Raw genomic sequence first — 18,797 nt, 5'->3', positions numbered from 1 at the left:
CTTCGAGGGTGTCGTCATGCCCAGGCCCAGAAACTGCGTCCAGAATCCGAGAAACGTTGCAACGCCGATAATCATGCCCGCCTTCAGCGTTTTGCGACAAAAATTGCGCTTGATATGGGAAAACAAGATGATAAGCAAGACGATGCCTGCCCCAAAAAAGCGAATGGCGGTGAACCATGTGGCGCCAACGGTGCTGATGGCGCTTTTGCCGATCACGAAGCCTAAGCCCCAGATGGTGGCAGCTGTCGCAAGGATGACGCGATAAACGTTCGTCGGATATTGCTTGTCGAGGGCGCTCATGATTGCTTGTGCTCCTGGCAACTCGGAGAAATGAAACGGCTAGCGCAATGGACCTAGGATGCCGGCCACCTCGTCAATCGAGCTTGCAAAATGAATCCTCTGGTGCTTGCGCGACGAGGAGGCCTTCATGTTTCTCGTGCGGTGAGGAGAGCATGTGAGCTATCGAAGAAGCCATTCGAATTGAACATTATGCACGACGCGCCAAACAGTTCAAGGGATATGAGCGAAACGACCCCGCTTGCGATCGGTGAGCGAGCGCATGGCCTCCCGCGCAGGCGACTCTTGCCGCGCGCCCGCACGGGGGGCGCGTTTCGTCGCGGCTTTCGAAGCGGCGAAGGCGAAGGCGGGCACGATGAAGAGTTGTCTCCCTTTTGCCGTCTCTATAGAGCAAACTCATGAGTTGGTGGTCAACTGGACGAGTTATGCGACACTCGGGGATACGATAATAACAATCTTTCGCTCTTCGAAGGGGCGATTGGGTTTCTGAGCGAGCAAAATGCCTGGTCGCAAAATTTCCGTGCGACCGCGGGGCAAAAAGAGGAGCGCACAACTCGCTCAGTTGACCACCAACTTGCCTTCTTGCTCTACAATCGACCAGAAAACGAAGAGGAAGGCGGTTTGAGATGCCCAAAATCGTGGTGGTCGACAATGATTTCGAGAATTCCGATTTCGAGGAGCGTATGGCGCGGGAAGCCGGGGTCGATATCGCAGTGTTCCACGAACGCGACGCCGATGCGGTCATTCGGAACGCCGCCGATGCGGACGGCATTGTGACCTCCTATGCGAATTTCCCGCGCCGCGTGTTCGAGGCGCTCGCCCCTCGCCTGAAGGTGGTTAGCCGTACGGGCGTGGGCTACGACAGCATTGACCTTCCCGCCGCAACCGAGCACGGGGTGGCGGTCTGCACGGCGCCCGGATACGGCACCGAGGTCGTCAGCGACCACGCGATCGCCCTCACGCTGTGCGTACTGCGTCGCATCAACGAGATCGACGCGGACATGCGGGCGGGGAAGTGGGACTACGCTTGCCGTCGTCCGCTAGGGCAGGTGCGCGGACGCACCTTCGGAGTGGTTGGCATGGGCGAAATCGGTCGTGCCACGGCTCGCAAAGCGGCAGGGCTCGGTTTCCGCGTGGTGTGTCAATCCCGGTCGCTCGTGCCTGGTCGTCGTACCCCCGAAGGCTACGACATCCTCTCGCTTGATGAGCTCTTGCGCACGTGCGATGTGGTGAGCTTCCATACGGCTCTTACGCCCGAAACTCACCATCTGCTGTCCGCCGAGCGGATTGCGACCATGAAGTCAGGTGCGGTCGTCGTGAACACGGCGCGCGGTGCAGTGATCGACACGATTGCTCTCGCCCAGGCGCTTGAAGAGGGGAAACTATGGGGAGCGGGAATCGACGTGTTCGAGGACGAGCCGCTTGATTTCAGCCACCCGATCATGCAGGCGCCGCATACGGTGCTCACTTCGCACGCGGCGTACTGGTCGGAGGAGTCGGGGCGCGAGCTGCGCGAGCGCACGATGCAAAGCGCCATCGACGTCGTGTGCGGGCGCCGTCCAGCCGATTGCTTGAATGCCGAGGTTTTCGATAGGTTATGATGGGACACGCCCGCCCGACTCGCGACGTCGCGTCCCGCGGGCTCGTATTCCCACCGCGCTGGGTTGCCCAACGCCATGAGCCTGCATCAGGAAAGGATGTCCTATGAATGTGGTTTGTTTGGATTTGGAAGGCGTGCTCGTCCCCGAGATTTGGATTGCATTCGCCAAGGCGAGCGGCATCCCCGAGCTTGAACGCACGACGCGTGACGAGCCCGATTACGATAAGCTCATGAACTTCCGCTTGGGTATCCTGCGCGAGCATGGCCTTGGGCTCGCCGAGATCCAGAACGTCATCGCGACAATCGAGCCGATGGAGGGCGCGCGCGAGTTTCTCGATGCACTGCGCGAGAAGACGCAGGTCATCATTATTTCCGACACGTTCGAGCAGTTCGCGCAGCCGCTTATGCGCAAGCTCGGCTGGCCGACCATCTTCTGCAACTCTCTCGAGGTGGCAGAGGACGGCGCCATCACCGGTTACAAGATGCGCTGCGACCAGACGAAGCTCACGACCGTCCGCGCGCTTCAAAGCTGCGGGATGGAAACTATCGCCGCAGGCGACTCGTACAACGACTTGGGCATGATCCGCGCAAGCAAGGCGGGCTGGCTGTTCAAGGGCGCGCCGTCGACGAAAGCCGAGAACCCCGATGTGCCTACGCTCGAGGAATACGACGAGCTCCTCGCTGCAATCGAGGCCGCGCTGTAGAAAGTTGCCACGTACGGTCGGTGCGAACGCGAGGTTCGGCAGCGTGTTCGCACCGATGGGTTAGCGGCCCCAGTCCCTTAGGTTGCGAATAGTTCGTGTCGCTTCGACGGGTCAACTCCGCCGCTTCGCTGGGCAGCCTTGTCGCGTCACCTCGCCACGCCACCGCTCCTCGTTGCCGCTCGCGCCGCCCCGCTATTCTGCCACGCGCAGGTCGAGCTCTTGGATGTAGGAGCCGTTCTCGTCAGACTCGAGCACGGCATACGCGACGGCGGGAGTGATGTTCACTCCGCGCAGGAACTCCAGGAAGCGCAGGGGGAAGGTGGTCGAGTCCTCCTCGTCGTTGTCGACCATCGTGTTGCATCCAGCCGTGGCGAGGACGGGTTTTGCCACTTCGCGGTCGGCGCCGAACACCTTCGCTGTCTTCAGGAAGAAATCCCCCTCGTCAAAGGAGAAGCACGGGTGCGCGTGTGCCGCGCGCTCGTTTCGCTGACGCATCTCGCTTCGGTGCTTGTTGTCGAGCGAGCAGTAGTGCATGCCGAACGAGAACCCCTGGTCATACGCCCAAATCATCAGCGAGAGTGCAAGTTGCTCGCTGCCGGCGATGGGCAGGCCGCCCGAATAGCCGTAGTCGTACATCACGTCGAAGGGCGGGTTGCGCACGACAAGGCCGCGGCGGGCGAACTCTTCCCAGCTGTGGAAGGGGAAGCAGAATTCGAGCATGTTGATCCCGCGGATGCCGATTTCCTCGAAGCTTGCGAGCAGCTCCTTCATGCGCGCTTCGGTGCCGGGAATGATGGGCATCTCCACCATGACGTCGGGAATGAAGCGCTTCGCCAGGCGCATCGCGTCGAGCACGCGTTCCTGCATGGGCTCGGGGTCGAAGTCCTTCACGCTAAAGCGGATTTCCTGAAGGCCGGCGTCGCGCAGTTCGCGTGCCATGTCCTCCGTCAGCAGGTCGCCCGAGGTGTACATGCGCTTGTGCGCTTCGGGGAAAAGCTCGCGCGCGCGGTTGAGGAACGCAATCGACGCGTCGAAGCTCAGCAGCGGCTCGCCTCCGGTAAGCCCGATGACGGCGAGGCCGTTTTTGTAGGTTTCAGCCGCGCGGTCGAGGCCTTCCTCCCATGGGCAGCCCTCGCGGACGAACTTGTCGTAGTCGGCCTGGTTGTGGTTGAAGCAAAAGTAGCAATCGCGATGGCATCTGAACGTGGTGGAAAACGTTTCGGACCCTTTGTTTCCCGTGCACTCGATGCACGCCTTCGAAATCCAGCCCATGCGGATCGAAGCGCCGGCGTTGCGGAACTCGGCCCCGCGTTTCGCAAGCTCACCCCGAAGTTGGGCAATTTCGGCATCGGAGGACCCGGCGGGTGCGAACTTTACGCCATGCTCGGCGAGCGCGTGAAGATACGTGTCGCGTACTTCGTCGTAATGGCGAAGTGCCGCGAGGAGGGCGTCGTTTTCTGCCGGGTTGCTAGCGTTCATGAGGTCACATCCAAGTCGTTATTGTCCGATTGCGTCTGCCTTGCGATTATAGCCGACCTTGCTTGCGCGCGTCGCGGTGCAAGTGGCTTCCCGAGTTGTTCGTTTTTCGACCAATTTGGTGTCCCTGAGACAAGTTTGGGACGGGCAAATGTCATAATCGACGCATTTCTTGTAATGAACGCTAGTTCACCTGGGGAAACCAGGAAGTATAATCATGGGGTACCTGCAAGATAAAAAGGAAGGGTGTCCCGTGGCCGCCAACTTGCAAAAACTGAAGCTGCTCTATATCGCGAAGATGCTCGTGGAGGAAACCGACGCTGTTGCCGGCTTGACCATGGCCCAGATTCTCGATCGGCTCGAGGCTCACGGCATTACGGCGGAGCGCAAGTCGGTGTATCGCGACATCGAATCACTGCGGGAGTTCGGCCTCGATATCCAGACGTTTCAACGGGCTCCGCTTGAATATGCGCTTGTCACGCGTTCATTTGAGTTGGACGACTTGCTGCTCATTGTGGATGCCGTGCAAAGCTCGCGCCACCTGACGCAGCGCAAGTCCGATGCGCTTGTCCGTTCGATCAAGCATCTCGCGCCCAAACGCGAACGCGATCTTCTCGATAGGCACCTCTCCGTGAAGGGGCGCATCAAGATCCAGGGCGATTCGCTGCTCTACAACGTCGACCATATTCAGGAGGCGATCGCGAGCAGGCGCAAGGTGTCGTTCCGCTATTTCAGCTATAACGCCGCGAAGGAAAAGGTTATGCGCCACAGCGGCGAGCGCTATGTGGAGACGCCTGTCGAGATTGTCGTGAACCAGGGCGTGTATTACCTGATCACCTACAACTCTGAAGCCGATGCGTTCGAAGGCTACCGCGTCGGGCGCATGGATTACGTGGAAGTTGCCGAGGAACGGGCGGCGAAGGTGCCCCGTCCGAGCGATTTTTCGGTTGAGCGGCTTGACAATGCCGTCGTCGGTGCCGTGGACGGAGGGTTCGTCGATGCGACGCTGATCGCCGAGGGGCGTGCCATGAACGCTGTTATCGACCGCTTCGGCCGCGATGTCTCGTCCACCGATCTTGGCGATGGCGAGGCGCGCATTGAGGTGCAGGTCGAGGCGGGCCCCGCATTCTACGGATGGGTCGTCAGGTGCAACGGCATGGTTCGCATCGAAGGGCCGGAATCGCTTGTGGAGGGATACAAGGAACATCTGCGTACCATTCTCGAGCAGTACTAGCATCATTCGGGCGGGCTGCGCTACACTGCGAAAGACTGAACGCGAATTCGCGACGACTGAGTCGGGCGGGCCAGCAGGTCCGCCCGTTTTTGTCGTATGCGACCTGATATGAGGAGCGACTCCCTTGTCTGAACGAACCAATGATGGCGCATCTGCACACGATCAGACCCCCGAGAACGAGGTTGCGCAGCTTGCGGATGCATCTCGCGCGCATGAACCCGGCGAGCTCGGCGCGCTGGCATGCAAGCTCTACGATGAGAACCCTAACCTTACCGAGGAAGAGGCCTATGAGGCGTTCATCGGCTGGGTCGAGTCGCGCGGAATCGACTTGTGGCCCCACCAGGAGGAAGCGCTTATGTCCATCATGGTGGGCGACCACGTGATTTTGGGCACGCCAACCGGGTCGGGCAAGTCGCTTGTAGCGCTTGGCATGCACTTCATCGCCATGTGCTTTGGTGAGCGTTCTTACTACACGGCGCCCATCAAGGCGCTTGTGAGCGAGAAATTCTTCAACTTGGTCGATATCTTGGGGCGCGAGAACGTCGGCATGATTACAGGCGACGTGCACATCAACACGTCGGCACCGGTCATCTGCTGCACGGAGGAGATTCTCGCGAACCAAGCGCTTGCCGAGGGCAAAGACGCCCCCATCGAGAGCGTCGCGATGGACGAGTTCCACTTCTTCTCGGACTCCGATCGCGGTTGGGCGTGGCAGGTGCCGCTGCTTGCGCTTCCCAATGTGCAGTTTCTGCTGATGAGCGCCACGCTCGGCGACGTCGACCAGATTGCCGGGTTGCTTGAGCGGCAAACGGGCAAGGACGTCTCCCGCGTCATCGATGCGTCGCGCCCGGTGCCGCTTTCCTACGAATATGCGCTCACCTCGCTCGAGGGCACCGTCGAGCTCGCGCTGCGAAAAGGGGAGGGGCCGCTCTACATCGTCCATTTCTCGCAGGATGCGGCGCTTTCGAGCGCGTCGGCGCTGGCGAGCTATGGCGTGGCGACAAAGGAGCAGCGCGAGGCGGTGAAGGAGGCCATGAAGGGCGCGCGTTTCACCACGGCGTTCGGCAAGACGTTAAAGCGCCTGCTCGGCTGCGGCGTCGGCGTTCACCATGCGGGCATGCTGCCGCGCTATCGCCTTCTGGTTGAAAAGCTCGCTCAGCAGGGCGTTCTCCCGGTGATTTGCGGCACCGACACGCTTGGCGTGGGCATCAACGTGCCTATCCACACCGTCGTGCTCACCGCGCTCACGAAGTTCGACGGTCACAAAATGCGTCGTTTGCGTTCGCGCGAGTTCCACCAAATCGCGGGGCGCGCGGGTCGTTCGGGCTTCGATACCGAGGGCATGGTCATCGCCGAGGCGCCCGAGCACGAGATCGAGAACCACAAGGCAGAGGTGAAGGCCGCAGGCGATGCGAAGAAGCTTCGCAAGATAAAGAAGAAAAAGCCGCCCGAGAACTTCGTCAACTGGAACGAGGACACCTTCAACCGCCTGGTGGAATCGGTGCCCGAGAAGCTCACGCCCCGCATGCGCATCACGCACTCGATGGTGCTCGCCGAGGTGGAGCAGGGGGGCGACGCCCGCGCCCGCGTGGAAGAGCTCATCGCCGACTCGCTGCAGTCCGACGAGGAGAAGGTGGGCCTCTCGCAGCGCGCCGACGAGGTGTTTGCGACGCTCATCGCTGCGGGCGTAGTGGAGAAAGAGAAGATGCCCGACGGCTCCGCAAATTACTTCGTAACGGTTGACTTGCCTGAGGATTTCGCGCTTGATCAGCCGCTTTCTCCCTTCCTGCTTGCGGCACTGGAGCTTTTGGACCCCGAAGACGAAGACTACGCGCTCAACGTGGTGTCGATGGTGGAGGCAACGCTCGAAGATCCGCGGCAGGTGCTGCGCGCACAGGAGCGTCGTGCGCGCGACCGAGCCATGGCGGAGATGAAGATGGACGGCGTGGAATACGAGGAGCGACTCGAGCGCATCGCGGACGTGACCTACGACAAGCCGCTTGAGGACCTGCTCGACGCCGCCTTCGAGAAGTATTGCGAGGGTGTGCCGTGGGCACGCGATTTCTGCCTGCGCCCGAAGTCGGTGCTGCGCGACATGCTGGAAAGTGCCGCCGATTTCAAGGGGTATATCCAGAAGCTGGGGATCACGCGCTACGAGGGTGCGCTTCTCCGGTATTTGTCCGAGGCGTTTCGCGCGCTCGATCGCACGGTTCCCGAGGGCAAGCGCGATGAGAGGCTCGAAGACATCGTCGCCTGGTTGGGGCTTGTCGTGCGCTCGGTCGACTCGAGCTTGGTCGACGAGTGGGAAAACGCGGGTGCCGCGCTTGATGCCGCGCCGCCTTCGCTCGAGGATGAGCCGGTGGTGCGAGATCGCCGTGGGCTTACTGTTCTCGTGCGAAATGCCCTGTTCAGCCGTGTGCGTGCGGCCGCGCACCGCGACGTTGCAACGCTTGGCGAGATGGATGCGGACTGGGGCTTCGGCGAGCGCGCCTGGGCGGTGGCGCTCGATGAGTTCTACGAGGCCCATGAAGAGCTGCTGCTCGATGCGGACGCGCGCTCGAAGGCTTATCTCGTGCTCGACGAGTCCGATGAGGAATCGGCGCATGTGTGGCATGTGCGCCAGATCTTCCACGATGCGGAGGGCGACAGCGACTTCGCGATTGCGGCCGACGTCGATTTGGACGCCACGCAGGCAGGCGATGGCGTAGTGTTCACGAACTACCGCGTAGGATTCGCCGAGGACCTAGGGGAATAGGAAGACGCGACGCTGTCAAGAGGCCAGCTTTCAGCGCATGTGAACAGCCTTGAGTAAAGGACGGATGCTATGGACGATCAACAGTACACATGGATAAGCTTCTATGGCGAGCTGGCAGACAAGCTGCTCTTGTTCAAGGATGACCGACGGTTGCTCATAGAGAAACTGCAGAAGGTCTACGAGGACATCGGAATACCGTTCCCCAAGCTCGACAGCGAATCAGTGCCTGCCGATATCGATCCTTTCACCGTTTTTGGCCTTTTCAACAAGGGTATCTCTGAGGTCAATAGAAAGGCGATCATTGCCGGCATTGCTGAAGCGTTCGACGTCAATGCAACCCAGCCCATGGACTTCGACGGCATCCCCGTCGTGAACAATCTCAATGCAACGTTTTACGCGTTTGGCAGCGATTCAAGGCGCGGCAAGAGCGATATCGACAACCTTTGGCGCGTATTCGAAGCGGAGCTTGCTCTGGCAGGTGACGACAACGAGAGCACCAGGGAGTCATTCGTTGCTGCCTTTGAGACGACAATCGTGCAGTTCGGCATTGGCTGGAAACTCACTATGGGCCTCTACTGGACTAGGCCGCTAAGGTTCATCAGTCTTGACTCGAGAAACCGCTGGTATCTGGGCGACATGGCGAAGGCGGGCGCTCGTATCGCCGAAGTGATGCCTAAGGAGAAGGACGCTCCAATTCACGATGGAGCACAATATCTTTCGATCTGCGACACTGTGCAAGGCGCGCTCGATACCAAGGGCTGCCCGCAGAACAGCTTCCCAGCGCTCAGTAATGCAGCCTTTATTGAATCCGAGCGTGTCAACCAGGAGAGGAAGGCTGCTTCTTCGGGCGAACTCACCCTCAAGGATAAGTGTGTTCCCACCATAGGCACACGGACGGGTAGCAGGAAACAGGAGGGCGGCGCCCTTGGTGATGCGGACGTCGAAACCGTTCATTACTGGCTCTACGCGCCCGGCGAAGGCGCGGGAATGTGGGATGAGTTCTTTGACCGCGGCGTGATGGGCATTGGCTGGTCCGAGCTTGGCGACCTCTCCTCGTACGATACGAAGGAGGGTGCGCGCCTCAAGTTACAAGAGGTTCGCGACAGCGATACCTCCCAAAAGAACTCGGCGCATGCGGTCTGGCAGTTCGTTCATGACATCAAGCCCGGCGACGTCGTATTCGCCAAGCGTGGGCGCACTGAAATCTTGGGGTGTGGAGTTGTTGCTGGCGATTATTCCTACGATCCCGACGGGGGTCTATACCCGAATCTCCGCAAGGTCGAGTGGGGCAGCAAGGGTAACTGGCGAATGGATGAGATGTTCGCTATGAAGACTCTGACCGACGTCACGGACTATCCCAATCTCATTGGGAAGATCGAAACGTTCTTCGAGCAGGATGCGGAAGGGCAGGAAGAGGCGGAAGAACTGGCAGTTAAGTATCCGTTGTACAGTGTCGAGGACTTCCTCTCCGAGGTCTATATGAGCGAGGCTGCATATGACACGCTCACGGGCGTGCTGCGATCCAAGAAGAACATCATCTTGCAGGGCGCTCCGGGCGTGGGCAAGACTTTCGTAGCCAAACGCCTCGCATACTCGATGATGGGCGTGAAGGACGCGTCCCGCGTTATGATGGTGCAGTTCCACCAGAGCTACTCCTATGAGGACTTCATTGAGGGCTTCAGGCCCAGCGCCGATGGCTTCGAGCTAGTGAAGGGCGTGTTCTATACCTTCTGCAAGCGCGCCGCCGAGGACGAGAACAACGACTACTTTTTCGTCATCGACGAGATCAACCGCGGCAACCTCTCTAAGATATTCGGCGAGCTGTTCATGCTCATCGAGAACGACAAGCGCGGTAGTAAGAACAAGCTGCAGCTGCTCTACTCGCGCGAGCTATTCTACGTGCCTTCCAATGTCTATCTGGTAGGCATGATGAACACCGCTGACCGTAGTCTCGCGATGCTCGATTACGCGCTGCGTCGCCGCTTCGCGTTCTTCGACCTGAAGCCGGCATTCGCTTCCGAGGGTTTCCGCGAGTACAGGGCGTCACTCGATAGCTCCAAGCTCGATGCGCTTGTGCGGGTCATCGAGCGGTTGAACGAGACAATTTCGGGTGATGAAAGCTTGGGCGATGGTTTCTGTATTGGTCACAGCTACTTCTGCGGTATGGAACCGGGCGACGTCATCGACGCGAAGCTTTCGGCCATCGTGGAGTACGAGCTCGTGCCGATGCTTAAGGAGTATTGGTTCGACGAGCCGGACAAGGAACGCGAGTGGGCTGACCAGCTGCGCGGTGCGCTCAGGTGATTCGCGTCCAGAACATATACCATATGCTTGCCTATGCCTTTTCGGTGCTGACCGAGCGGGGCTGGCGAGATGTTGCCGCCGAAGACTTCGACAATGCGGCGGAGCTCTGTGCGGCGATATTGGAGCGCGGCATTGCAAGCCAGGTTAAGCGAGGCCTCGGGCGCGAGTACGTGGGGCGCACTGAGGCTCTCTCGTCGCTTCGGGGAAAAGTGGAGATCACCGAGTCGGTAAAATCGCAGGTGCTTCTGCGACGCCAGATGGTGTGCTCCTATGATGAGTTTTCAGTTGACTCCAAGATGAACCGCGCTATCAAAGCGACTGTATCCGCACTTGTGCGCTCGGATATCTCCAAGGCTCGCAAGAAAAGCCTGAAGAAACTCATGGTCTTCTTTGCCGACGTCGAACAGGTTGATTTGCATGCGGTCGACTGGAGCATGCGCTATGACCGCAATAATCGCACCTACCGCATGCTCATGGCAGTGTGCTGGCTCGTGGCCAAGGGACTGCTGCAGACGCAGACCGACGGCACGACGCGCATGATGGATTTCCTTGATGAGCAGCGCATGTGCCGCCTCTACGAGAAATTCCTGCTGGAGTACTACCGCAAGGAGCACCCAGAGCTTTCCGCCAACGCCAGTTACATCGGCTGGGCGCTCGACGACGACTTCAGTGGCGCATTGCCCACAATGCACAGCGATATTATGCTCTCGCAAGGCGGCCGCGTGCTCATCATCGACGCGAAGTACTACGCGCATACGATGCAGCAGCAATTCGACAAGCGAACCATCCACTCCAGCAATCTGTACCAGATCTTCGCCTACGTGAAGAACAAGGAGGCGGAGCTCGCTGCCGCGGGCGCTGACCACGAGGTGTCGGGCATGCTGCTCTATGCAAAGACCGACGAGGATGTCCAGCCCGACGGCACCTACCAGATGAGCGGTAACCGGATAAGCGTGAAGACGCTCGACCTGAACCAGCCTTTCGACGTCATCTGCTCCCAACTCGACGCCATAGCTGAGGCCCACTTCGGAAAGCTTGCAAGGTAGCGGCGTCTATCTCAGTATGCTTTCACGCCTCATTATTGTGTGTTGTCAAGAGCTGCCTGATTCTTGTAATGTGTTGGTAGATGGCTTGGAGATGAAGAGATTCATAGTGAGAGAGCGGAGAGGATTGCCTTCGCGTCTTCGCAGCACCGTGCTAGTTCGATGCCCGTTGCGTACGGGTTCTTCTTGGCGTATTTGGCCCAGAGGGCCAGCATTGCCTGGTCAGAAGCGACCGCGCTGAGCACCTGCTCCCATTGGGCCATTCGCGTGATGCTCTCGCGCTTGGTGCAGGTTGCCTCTACGGCCTCGCGCAGCGTCGCTGGATCGCACTCGTCGCCTCTGAGCCGCCACAGTGTGTGGATGTCGTAAAAATCGCGCGGGCGGGTGTTAGTGACGCCGCGCGACACTAATGTCTCGAGTTTTTCGGCGAGCACCGTTTCGATGGTGTAGGACATGAGACTAATGCTGCCCTTGTCAAAAAGCAACGGGTACTCGTATTCGATGGGGCCAGGGATAATCTTGTCGCCGGTGGTGACATCGACCGTCAGCGGCACCGACATGGGCGCGTAGTTTGCCTTGAGGTGGACGCGGATTCCGGGGTAATCATCGGTTTCGCGGATGTCCTCGGTGCGGGTGAAGTCGAATTCCCAATCGTCATCCACCTCAACTGTGGAGATTTGTCTGAAAACAGTCGCTGCCGTCTCGTGCGTAAGGTCGAAGCCGCGGATGGTGGTGTCGAGGTCCATGGTGGTCCTGGAGGCGACGCCGACGAGCGACGATATGAGCATGCCGCCCTTGATCACGACGTTGTCACGCCACTCCGACTTCGACAGGCGTTCGAGCAACCTTTCGAACAGGTAATTCTGCATCATCGATTGCGCCGGGATGCCTGCCTCTCGGGCGCTGTTCTTAATGCGCGCCTTAAGTTGCATGGCGTTCGTCGTTCTCATAGAAGCACCTCCAGGTACGTCCGAATCTTTTTCTCTACGCCGAGTTTCTTAGCGAAGCGCATGAGCTTTGCCGGGTCGCGGTCGGGCTTTCTCGCGTAGGACCGCATGGCGGGCGTCGCAAGCTGGGCGTCCACGACTTTCTGGCCGCGAACGATATCGCACAGCGTACGTTCGAGATCGTAGGCGCGGACGGTGTTGCCATTCGGCGTCTCCAGCTCGCAAAGCCCCAGTTCGAGGACGTCGTTCGCGCAAGTGCGGCACGTGATGCCCTCCTTGCGGGCGCCTGTCGCGTTGTACGCACGAGGGAAAGTCATCGTGAGCGAGAAGGGCGCGCGGTCGGTCATACCGTGCAGGAAAAGAGCTGTGTCGTCGGAGAAAACCCCACGTGAGAAACGGTGCTGCGCTACGAGGTAGGGGTCCTCCCAGACGCTAGGAAGCGCGTACAAGCCGCGGTCAATTTGGATGAGCTGCCCTTCTGCGATCGCTTTCGCAATCTCTCGCCGGGGAATTCCTGCAGCTGTTGCCTGGCGGGAGGTGCCGTAGCCGTTGGCCTCCGTGGCCAGCTTGAGCAATGCGTGCATAGTCGCCTCCTTCCGATGGCATACTTTCACGCTTAATATTATTGCAAATTCAGCGTGAAAGTACAAACAAATAATCAGCCAGATTCGCTGCTTGTGAGGTATGCGATTGCCTGCTACCCAAACTTGCGATCGAAGGAATCGAGATTTAGATTCGCTTTGATGATGGATGCCCAATTGCGTAAACCTGCTGCGCCATTGCTCAAGCGAAAAACGTGCCTTAAGAAGCGATGACCCACTTACTCCATAAATACCGCCTGATTCTTGTACTCTGACAGCATTAAGAACTGCCTGATTTTTGTAATGTGCTGGTAGATGGCTTGGTGATGCCGACTAGTCTACCGTGCCAGCCCTTGCAATTCCCGATACCCCCAGAGGGTATATGAATACTCTGTGACGCCGCCTTCCTCGATGGTTTCCTCTCGCTAACTTCTCGTGCTACACTGGCGATAGTATCAAAAGGAAAACTTCTTTCTCATCCAAGAAGCGAAGAGGGCTTTCAGAGGAGCTGTCGCATGAACGCACCAACCGTCATCATCGTTGCCATCATTGTGGTTCTTATGGCCATCGCGCTTCGCCGTGCTTACCGCGTGTTCTCGCTGAAGGACGATTGTTGCGGTGGCGGGCCTAAAAATCCCAAAGCGAAGAAGGTGGCTGCGGTCACGGTGGAAGACACCGACGAGGCGAACTATCCTTACTCGCTCGACGTGAAAGTTAAAGGAATGACCTGCGAAAAGTGCGTCGAGCGCGTGCAAAATTCCCTCAATGCGCTGCCTGGAACATGGGCAAAGGTCGACCTGGCGTCGGGCAAGGCGTGTGTCCTGGCGAAATCCCCCATCGAGCGCGATGTGATCGAGCGAGCGGTGGAGGACGCAGGTTACTACGTGTCGCATCGCGATTAACCTTCGTTCGCTGAGTCTTCCGCATAACCGAGAAGGGGTTCCGCTTCGCTTTGGTGTCGCGCTGCGACGAGACGACGCGGGTAGCGGCCGCTGTACCGGAGGCGACGATACCGCTATCGTTGCACCAAAATGGCGGGGCAGCTGTTTCGCGCTGACAGGGGAAGACCGCTACAGCAATGTTGGGGTAACGCAGATGACGACATGTAATATGGAGTGGTTTTATAGTTTGAATGCTATTTAATACATTGCTCTTGTCACATGAAGCGGGTTTTGCAAAATAATCCAGCAGCGAAAATGCCAAAGGTTTGTTCGAATTCACGGAATTGCCTCTATCACGCAATTCAATCGAATGAACGAGGGCCTAACGCTGCATTCGTGCAGGGCATGACTCGAAACGCAACGAGTCGACAAAGGGTGGGGAATTGAACGAAATAGAGCAGGAAGATAACTCGCGCAAAAAGAAGCGGCGCATCATTATCCTCATAGTTCTTCTTCTCCTGCTTCTTTCCATCGGCAGCTGTGCGATGTGGCAATTCGCTCAGCCTAAGGCTGACCCTGGAGCGACCGTGCAAACTCAAGAGGGCAAAAGCGACGAGGAGATCATTGCCGAGCTTAATCGTCAGGCGGAGGAGTCGCGCATGACGGTCTCTGTGTCGGCGAAGCCCAAGCTGGTCGATGGGAAAGTGCGCGTGAACGTTTCGAACGTGGCTGAAAACAAGTTCGCGCAGACGTTCACCCTCACTCAGGACGGCATCGAGCTGTACAGCTCTGGGCTTATCGCCCCCGGTGAAGTCGTCGAATGGTGCGAAGCGCCGGATGCCCATGAGGGATCCGCTACCGTGACCGTGCAAGGATGCGACCCCGAGACCGGCGCGCCGTCGGGAAATCCCCAGTCCGTTGCCGTCGATATCGTAGCGGCCGACTTAAGCGGAAGCCAGTAAGGCCAGGTAAGACACACAATCCGAAATCAACAAGGTATCAAGCTGCCGAAATATCTTCGGCAGCATAAACAGATATGGGGCGGGAAAGCCCCGATTCGAACAAGAAAGGAGTCCTTCAATGGACGCAAACAGCAAGAAGTTCAAGACGCGCGTGGGTGCGCTGGCTGTGAGCCTTGTGATGGCCACCGCCATCGCAACCCCCGCCTTCGCCTACGCCGACGGCACCTCCGCTCAGTCGACGGATGTGACCATCCAGTCCGTGACCCCCGAACCCGGTGGTGACGATCTGTCGTTCTCGGTTCCGACTCAGATTCCCTTCGTCGCCAAGGCCGATGGCACGATGCTGGCTCCTTCTGCGGATGCCCTGCAAATTCAGAACAAGTCGGTTTTCCCGATTCACGTGGTGAACATGGCTGTCACTGAGCAGTCTCCGTTCAAGCTCGTCGCTGACGTGACGGTGGGCACCGACGCGAACGCCTTCCAGTTCATGGTTAACGGCTTGCAGGCCGCTGCATCTGTCGATACCTCTGCCAATACGGCTTGGAACATGGGCTATGCTGGCTCTGCGAACGATAAGATCTCCCTCGACATCACCAATGCGAAGATTGCGCGCGTGACCGCCGACATCTCGACGGCGCAGAAGGCTGCGACTGTCACCTGGACCGTCGCTTCCGGCGCTGCGCAGTAACAAATAGCCGCATCACATGTATCACGTGCGGGGAATAGCGAGAATATGCCATGCTGCCGCGGTTGCAACCGCGGCAGCTTTTGCAGTGGCTTGGTGCCTTGCTTTCTCGCTTGCACCCGCTTACGCTGACGAAACAGGAGAAGGCGCGGCTGCGGAAGACGACACGATCGTGGTGACTATGCCCACGACTGTGCCGTGTGCGCTGCTCTCCGACGGGACGGTCGCGACACCGACCTTGTGGAAGATTGAAAACTCGGGGAGCACCCCGGCGCGTCTTGCCATGGCCTCGGCGAAAACCGACTACGACGACATCTCGATTTCGGCGAAGGTGGGCGGGTCGACGCTGCTCAACTACCAAGGGGGCTTTGCGTCCTACGACCCGACGCTGATCGTTCCTGCTCAGGGGTCGCTCGACGTGAGCTGGGCGGTGTCCCAGATCGACCCCGCAACGCACGCCGACCTGTTCGAGCAAGCATCCCAGCACCCTGTGACGCTGCTTTCCGCGTCATTCCTCTTCTGCGCCCAGTCGACGGAACCCAGCGATCCGGACTCCGTCCCGTTCGCCGTTTATTCGGAAGACGACGCCTCGCTCACCTTCTACAAGCGCCGCTCCTTGCCTGTTCAGGGAAGCGTTTTCGAGGGGAAGACGGCGACGGCAGTGTACGCAAATATCAAGAACACGAAGAGCGCCCCGCCGTGGAAAGGCATTGCGCGCAAAATCGAGCGCGTCGCGGTCGTCGATGAGGGGGTCGCCCCGCAGACGATGTACGCGTGGTTCTTCGAGTGCAACAACCTCGTATCGGTCAACATCTCCAAGCTCGACACATCGAAAACGACGAACATGGAATATGCCTTCTCAAGGTGCAAATCCCTCACTGAGATCGATCTTTCCGCGCTCGATACAAGCTCAGTCAGGTCGTTTGCCGACGCCTTTCAGGATTGCTCGGCGCTTCGGAGCGTAAACCTCACAGGTTGGGACACATCGAGCGGGAATAGCTTCAGGCAGATGTTCTATTGCTGTGCTGCCCTTGAGGAGCTCGATGTTTCGTCGTTCAAGACGTCCAGTGCAACTACGTTTGAGCAGATGTTCTACGGGTGCCGCTCGCTTCGATCCCTCGACTTGTCTCACTTCGACACGGGCAACGCAACCACCTTCGCCTCGATGTTCTACAATTGTGCCTCGCTTTCTATCCTCGATGTGTCAATGTTCGATACCGCCTCCGCCACCGATCTCTCGCAGGTGTTCTACGGGTGCAAGTCTTTGACCGAGCTCGACCTGTCGAGGGCGTCAACCGCCAACGTGGAGAGGTTCTACGGGATGTTCTCGGGTTGCTCGGGTCTTAAGCGGATCGACCTTTCACTGCTCGATACATCATCCGCAAGGAACCTCAGTTATCTGTTCGCAGATTGTTCGAAGCTCGAGTCGGTGAACCTTGCCGGCATTAAGACGTCGACCGTCACCGATTTCAACCATATGTTTTCAGGATGCAGCTCGCTGACGTCGCTCGACCTTTCATCATTCGATACGTCGGCCGCGAGGGATATAAGTTATCTCTTCAATGGCTGCTCTTCGCTTCGGGCCCTCGATCTGTCCTCGTTCGACACATCAAGTGCGGAGACGATGGCGAATCTGTTCTCCAGCTGCTCGAAGCTTGCGGAGGTGACGCTCGGCGAGTCATTCACATGGGTTGGTTCAAAGTGCTTCCTGCCTCAGCCGAGCGCATCGAATATTCCTGGGGCCGATGGCTTGTGGCATGCGGTGTCAGACGGTGCGGCCTACGCGCCCTCTGCAGTGCCGGGCAACAAGGCTGACACGTATCGCGCCGTCGCTTTGACCGGGGCCGGAGATACGTCGGGGGAAGACGAGTCCGCTGGGCCTGAAGAAGCCGCGCGCGAAGATACGATCGCTCGGCCAGATGAAGGCGAAAGCGGTCGCATCATGGCTTCCCTCCCGTAGGGCGTGCGAAGACGAGCGATAGTCGATCAAAAGTTCCAAGTAACCTAACTTATCAAGGGCTGGCATCGCCCCGATCGAGGGCTAGAGAATCACACTTGCGAGGGCGAACCCTACCGCCGCAGCGCCGAGGGTGCTCACGTAGGTCGCGGCAAGATATCCTGCGCCAAGTGTGCGCTTGCCGCCCAAGACGAGCTCCACTGCCTCATAGTTCATGGTCGACAGGGTGGAAAACCCGCCGAGGAACCCCATCGTTGCAGCAAGATAGAATACCTCGTTCAAGTTTGCCTGCACAGCCAATGCGATGCCGGCCAAGGTGCAGGAACAGAGGTTGATGATGAGCGTGGCCGCCGGGAAATCGCTGTGAATGCGCGCCTTCAGGAACCCCGTGGTCTTGCTGCGGCAAAGCGCTCCTAAGGCCCCGCCGATTCCCACGGCAATAAGCAGAAGCGGGCTCATCGCTTTTCACCCTCTTCTGCGCGAGAGGAAGACGTGGCGGCATCATCCGTATTGCGGGTGGCCCAGTCTTGCGTGAACTTGGTTCTTGCTTGGCCTTTCGCCGGGTCGACCTCGCGCATCATCCTTGCACGTCGCGCAGCGTGCGCACGATGAATGGCGTCGCGGCGCCGTTCGATGCGCGCAAGGCGGCAGGCGTCGAGGCCACGGCAAGTGGCGTGCCCCGCAAGCGAGGCGAGAAACGTCGTCGCAAGCGTCGCTGTGATATAGGCTGCCCACAGGCCGACCTCGCCTGCCTGCAGAAAAGCGAGACACTCGGTCGAGAACGCCGAGATGGTGGTGAAGGCGCCCACAAGCCCTACGCCAAGCGACTTCACCAGGGCGCCCGGCAAGTGCATGCGACGCCCGACGTATTGGTTCACCAGCTCCAATACGAAGCACCCGAAAATGTTGATGACGAGCGTCGCTAGGGGAAAGCCGCCGTTTGCGGGCATCGCGCATTCCAAAAGGTAGCGAAGCGACGCGCCGATGAACCCCATAACGAGAATGAGCGGCGTGAGCGCACCCCTTCGGCGAAGCAGCGCTTGGGCGCGAGCGGCGGTATGCGTTTGCGCGGACATTACCCTAGGTGGCCCATCATCTGGGTGACGAGTGCGGCGCATTGGCGCGCGGCTTGCGCCTCGAAGGTGGGGTAGTCGATGTAGTCGGTGCCGTCCGCTTTGTCGGAAATGGCGCGCACGATGGCGAAAGGAACATGGTTCAGCCAACAGACCTGGGCGATTGCCGCGCCTTCCATCTCGCAGCAGCTTGCTTCAAACGTGTCGGTGATGCGTTCCTTGTCGGCCTCTTCGCGCACGAACACGTCACCCGAGGCTACGCGTCCTTCCCATGCTTGGATGTTGAGGGCGTCTGCGG

Annotated in this window: 17 protein-coding genes; 10 read left to right on the top strand and 7 right to left on the bottom strand. The window is 59.0% G+C overall.

The features are described 5' to 3' along the window. The coding region (locus Q0G85_RS09165) for an EamA family transporter (RefSeq protein ID WP_297157099.1) at positions 1–300 on the bottom strand (300 nt) is incomplete at its 3' end. 623 nt (positions 301–923) lie between these two features. On the opposite strand from Q0G85_RS09165, the gene Q0G85_RS09160 reads away from it, so the two are divergent. Together Q0G85_RS09160 and thrH are read left to right on the top strand one after the other, a co-directional pair. Beyond that, entirely contained in the window at positions 924–1,898 is a 975-nt protein-coding gene (locus Q0G85_RS09160; RefSeq protein ID WP_297157096.1) for a C-terminal binding protein, read from the top strand. 103 nt (positions 1,899–2,001) lie between these two features. Next, complete coding sequence (thrH, locus tag Q0G85_RS09155; RefSeq protein WP_297157093.1) at positions 2,002–2,601, top strand: bifunctional phosphoserine phosphatase/homoserine phosphotransferase ThrH; 600 nt, start codon at positions 2,002–2,004, stop codon at positions 2,599–2,601. A 192-nt stretch (positions 2,602–2,793) separates the two neighbouring features. Here the strand turns inward: thrH and Q0G85_RS09150 are convergent, their stop codons facing one another. Beyond that, a complete protein-coding gene (locus tag Q0G85_RS09150) occupies positions 2,794–4,080 on the bottom strand; it encodes a radical SAM protein (RefSeq protein WP_297157090.1) in 1,287 nt (428 codons plus the stop codon). A 214-nt stretch (positions 4,081–4,294) separates the two neighbouring features. On the opposite strand from Q0G85_RS09150, the gene Q0G85_RS09145 reads away from it, so the two are divergent. From Q0G85_RS09145 to mcrC, 4 genes are all read left to right on the top strand, one after another. Further along, positions 4,295–5,311 carry a YafY family protein gene (locus Q0G85_RS09145; protein WP_297157087.1) on the top strand — a complete coding sequence of 339 codons (1,017 nt, stop codon included), beginning with the start codon at positions 4,295–4,297 and terminating at the stop codon, positions 5,309–5,311. Positions 5,312–5,435: 124 nt separating this feature from the next. Further along, the gene (locus Q0G85_RS09140; protein ID WP_297157083.1) at positions 5,436–8,066 is read left to right on the top strand and encodes an RNA helicase; all 2,631 of its coding nucleotides are present in this window, start codon (positions 5,436–5,438) and stop codon (positions 8,064–8,066) included. Positions 8,067–8,135: 69 nt separating this feature from the next. Continuing rightward, positions 8,136–10,370: an AAA family ATPase gene (locus tag Q0G85_RS09135; RefSeq protein ID WP_297157080.1), complete on the top strand. Its 2,235-nt coding sequence runs from the start codon at positions 8,136–8,138 to the stop codon at positions 10,368–10,370. Between the two features lie 23 nt (positions 10,371–10,393). After that, on the top strand, positions 10,394–11,416 hold the full coding sequence (gene mcrC / locus Q0G85_RS09130) for a 5-methylcytosine-specific restriction endonuclease system specificity protein McrC (RefSeq protein ID WP_297157077.1): 1,023 nt from the start codon (positions 10,394–10,396) through the stop codon (positions 11,414–11,416). A gap of 101 nt (positions 11,417–11,517) precedes the next feature. Here mcrC and Q0G85_RS09125 read toward each other — a convergent pair whose 3' ends face one another. Then, entirely contained in the window at positions 11,518–12,363 is an 846-nt protein-coding gene (locus Q0G85_RS09125; protein WP_297157074.1) for a nucleotidyl transferase AbiEii/AbiGii toxin family protein, read from the bottom strand. Continuing rightward, entirely contained in the window at positions 12,360–12,944 is a 585-nt protein-coding gene (locus tag Q0G85_RS09120; RefSeq protein ID WP_297157069.1) for a type IV toxin-antitoxin system AbiEi family antitoxin domain-containing protein, read from the bottom strand. The genes Q0G85_RS09125 and Q0G85_RS09120 overlap by 4 nt, the downstream gene beginning before the upstream one ends. Before the next feature lie 512 nt (positions 12,945–13,456). Between Q0G85_RS09120 and Q0G85_RS09115 the strand changes: the two genes are divergently transcribed. The 4 genes from Q0G85_RS09115 (at position 13,457) to Q0G85_RS09100 (ending at position 17,429) form a co-directional block, all read left to right on the top strand. Beyond that, the gene (locus Q0G85_RS09115) at positions 13,457–13,843 is read left to right on the top strand and encodes a heavy-metal-associated domain-containing protein (RefSeq protein WP_297157066.1); all 387 of its coding nucleotides are present in this window, start codon (positions 13,457–13,459) and stop codon (positions 13,841–13,843) included. 422 nt (positions 13,844–14,265) lie between these two features. After that, complete coding sequence (locus Q0G85_RS09110) at positions 14,266–14,784, top strand: hypothetical protein (protein ID WP_297157062.1); 519 nt, start codon at positions 14,266–14,268, stop codon at positions 14,782–14,784. A 118-nt stretch (positions 14,785–14,902) separates the two neighbouring features. Continuing rightward, positions 14,903–15,472 carry a hypothetical protein gene (locus tag Q0G85_RS09105; RefSeq protein ID WP_297157059.1) on the top strand — a complete coding sequence of 190 codons (570 nt, stop codon included), beginning with the start codon at positions 14,903–14,905 and terminating at the stop codon, positions 15,470–15,472. A gap of 85 nt (positions 15,473–15,557) precedes the next feature. After that, entirely contained in the window at positions 15,558–17,429 is a 1,872-nt protein-coding gene (locus tag Q0G85_RS09100; protein WP_297157055.1) for a BspA family leucine-rich repeat surface protein, read from the top strand. Positions 17,430–17,510: 81 nt separating this feature from the next. Here the strand turns inward: Q0G85_RS09100 and Q0G85_RS09095 are convergent, their stop codons facing one another. From Q0G85_RS09095 to Q0G85_RS09085, 3 genes are all read right to left on the bottom strand, one after another. Further along, positions 17,511–17,885, bottom strand: coding sequence for a CrcB family protein (locus Q0G85_RS09095; RefSeq protein WP_297157052.1), 375 nt, complete (start codon positions 17,883–17,885; stop codon positions 17,511–17,513). Beyond that, positions 17,882–18,502 (bottom strand): CrcB family protein, encoded by a 621-nt coding sequence (locus tag Q0G85_RS09090; protein WP_297157050.1) that lies wholly within the window; start codon positions 18,500–18,502, stop codon positions 17,882–17,884. The genes Q0G85_RS09095 and Q0G85_RS09090 overlap by 4 nt, the downstream gene beginning before the upstream one ends. After that, positions 18,502–18,797 (bottom strand): 5'-methylthioadenosine/S-adenosylhomocysteine nucleosidase (locus Q0G85_RS09085; RefSeq protein ID WP_297157047.1); only part of this gene is annotated, 296 nt, incomplete at its 5' end. The genes Q0G85_RS09085 and Q0G85_RS09090, both read right to left, overlap by 1 nt.

Source organism: uncultured Ellagibacter sp., from assembly GCF_934617235.1.
Classification (GTDB): domain Bacteria; phylum Actinomycetota; class Coriobacteriia; order Coriobacteriales; family Eggerthellaceae; genus Ellagibacter.
This window is presented reverse-complemented; position numbering and strand designations above follow the sequence as displayed.

Bases quoted from the DNA above. Each gene is read 5' to 3' on its own strand.
- Q0G85_RS09105 (WP_297157059.1), top strand. From the start codon at position 14,903: ATGGACGCAAACAGCAAGAAGTTCAAGACGCGCGTGGGTGCGCTGGCT.
- Q0G85_RS09145 (WP_297157087.1), top strand. From the start codon at position 4,295: ATGGGGTACCTGCAAGATAAAAAGGAAGGGTGTCCCGTGGCCGCCAAC.
- Q0G85_RS09115 (WP_297157066.1), top strand. From the start codon at position 13,457: ATGAACGCACCAACCGTCATCATCGTTGCCATCATTGTGGTTCTTATG.
- thrH (WP_297157093.1), top strand. From the start codon at position 2,002: ATGAATGTGGTTTGTTTGGATTTGGAAGGCGTGCTCGTCCCCGAGATT.
- Q0G85_RS09160 (WP_297157096.1), top strand. From the start codon at position 924: ATGCCCAAAATCGTGGTGGTCGACAATGATTTCGAGAATTCCGATTTC.
- Q0G85_RS09090 (WP_297157050.1), bottom strand. From the start codon at position 18,502: ATGTCCGCGCAAACGCATACCGCCGCTCGCGCCCAAGCGCTGCTTCGC.
- Q0G85_RS09150 (WP_297157090.1), bottom strand. From the start codon at position 4,080: ATGAACGCTAGCAACCCGGCAGAAAACGACGCCCTCCTCGCGGCACTT.
- Q0G85_RS09125 (WP_297157074.1), bottom strand. From the start codon at position 12,363: ATGAGAACGACGAACGCCATGCAACTTAAGGCGCGCATTAAGAACAGC.
- Q0G85_RS09120 (WP_297157069.1), bottom strand. From the start codon at position 12,944: ATGCACGCATTGCTCAAGCTGGCCACGGAGGCCAACGGCTACGGCACC.
- Q0G85_RS09095 (WP_297157052.1), bottom strand. From the start codon at position 17,885: ATGAGCCCGCTTCTGCTTATTGCCGTGGGAATCGGCGGGGCCTTAGGA.
- Q0G85_RS09135 (WP_297157080.1), top strand. From the start codon at position 8,136: ATGGACGATCAACAGTACACATGGATAAGCTTCTATGGCGAGCTGGCA.
- mcrC (WP_297157077.1), top strand. From the start codon at position 10,394: ATGCTTGCCTATGCCTTTTCGGTGCTGACCGAGCGGGGCTGGCGAGAT.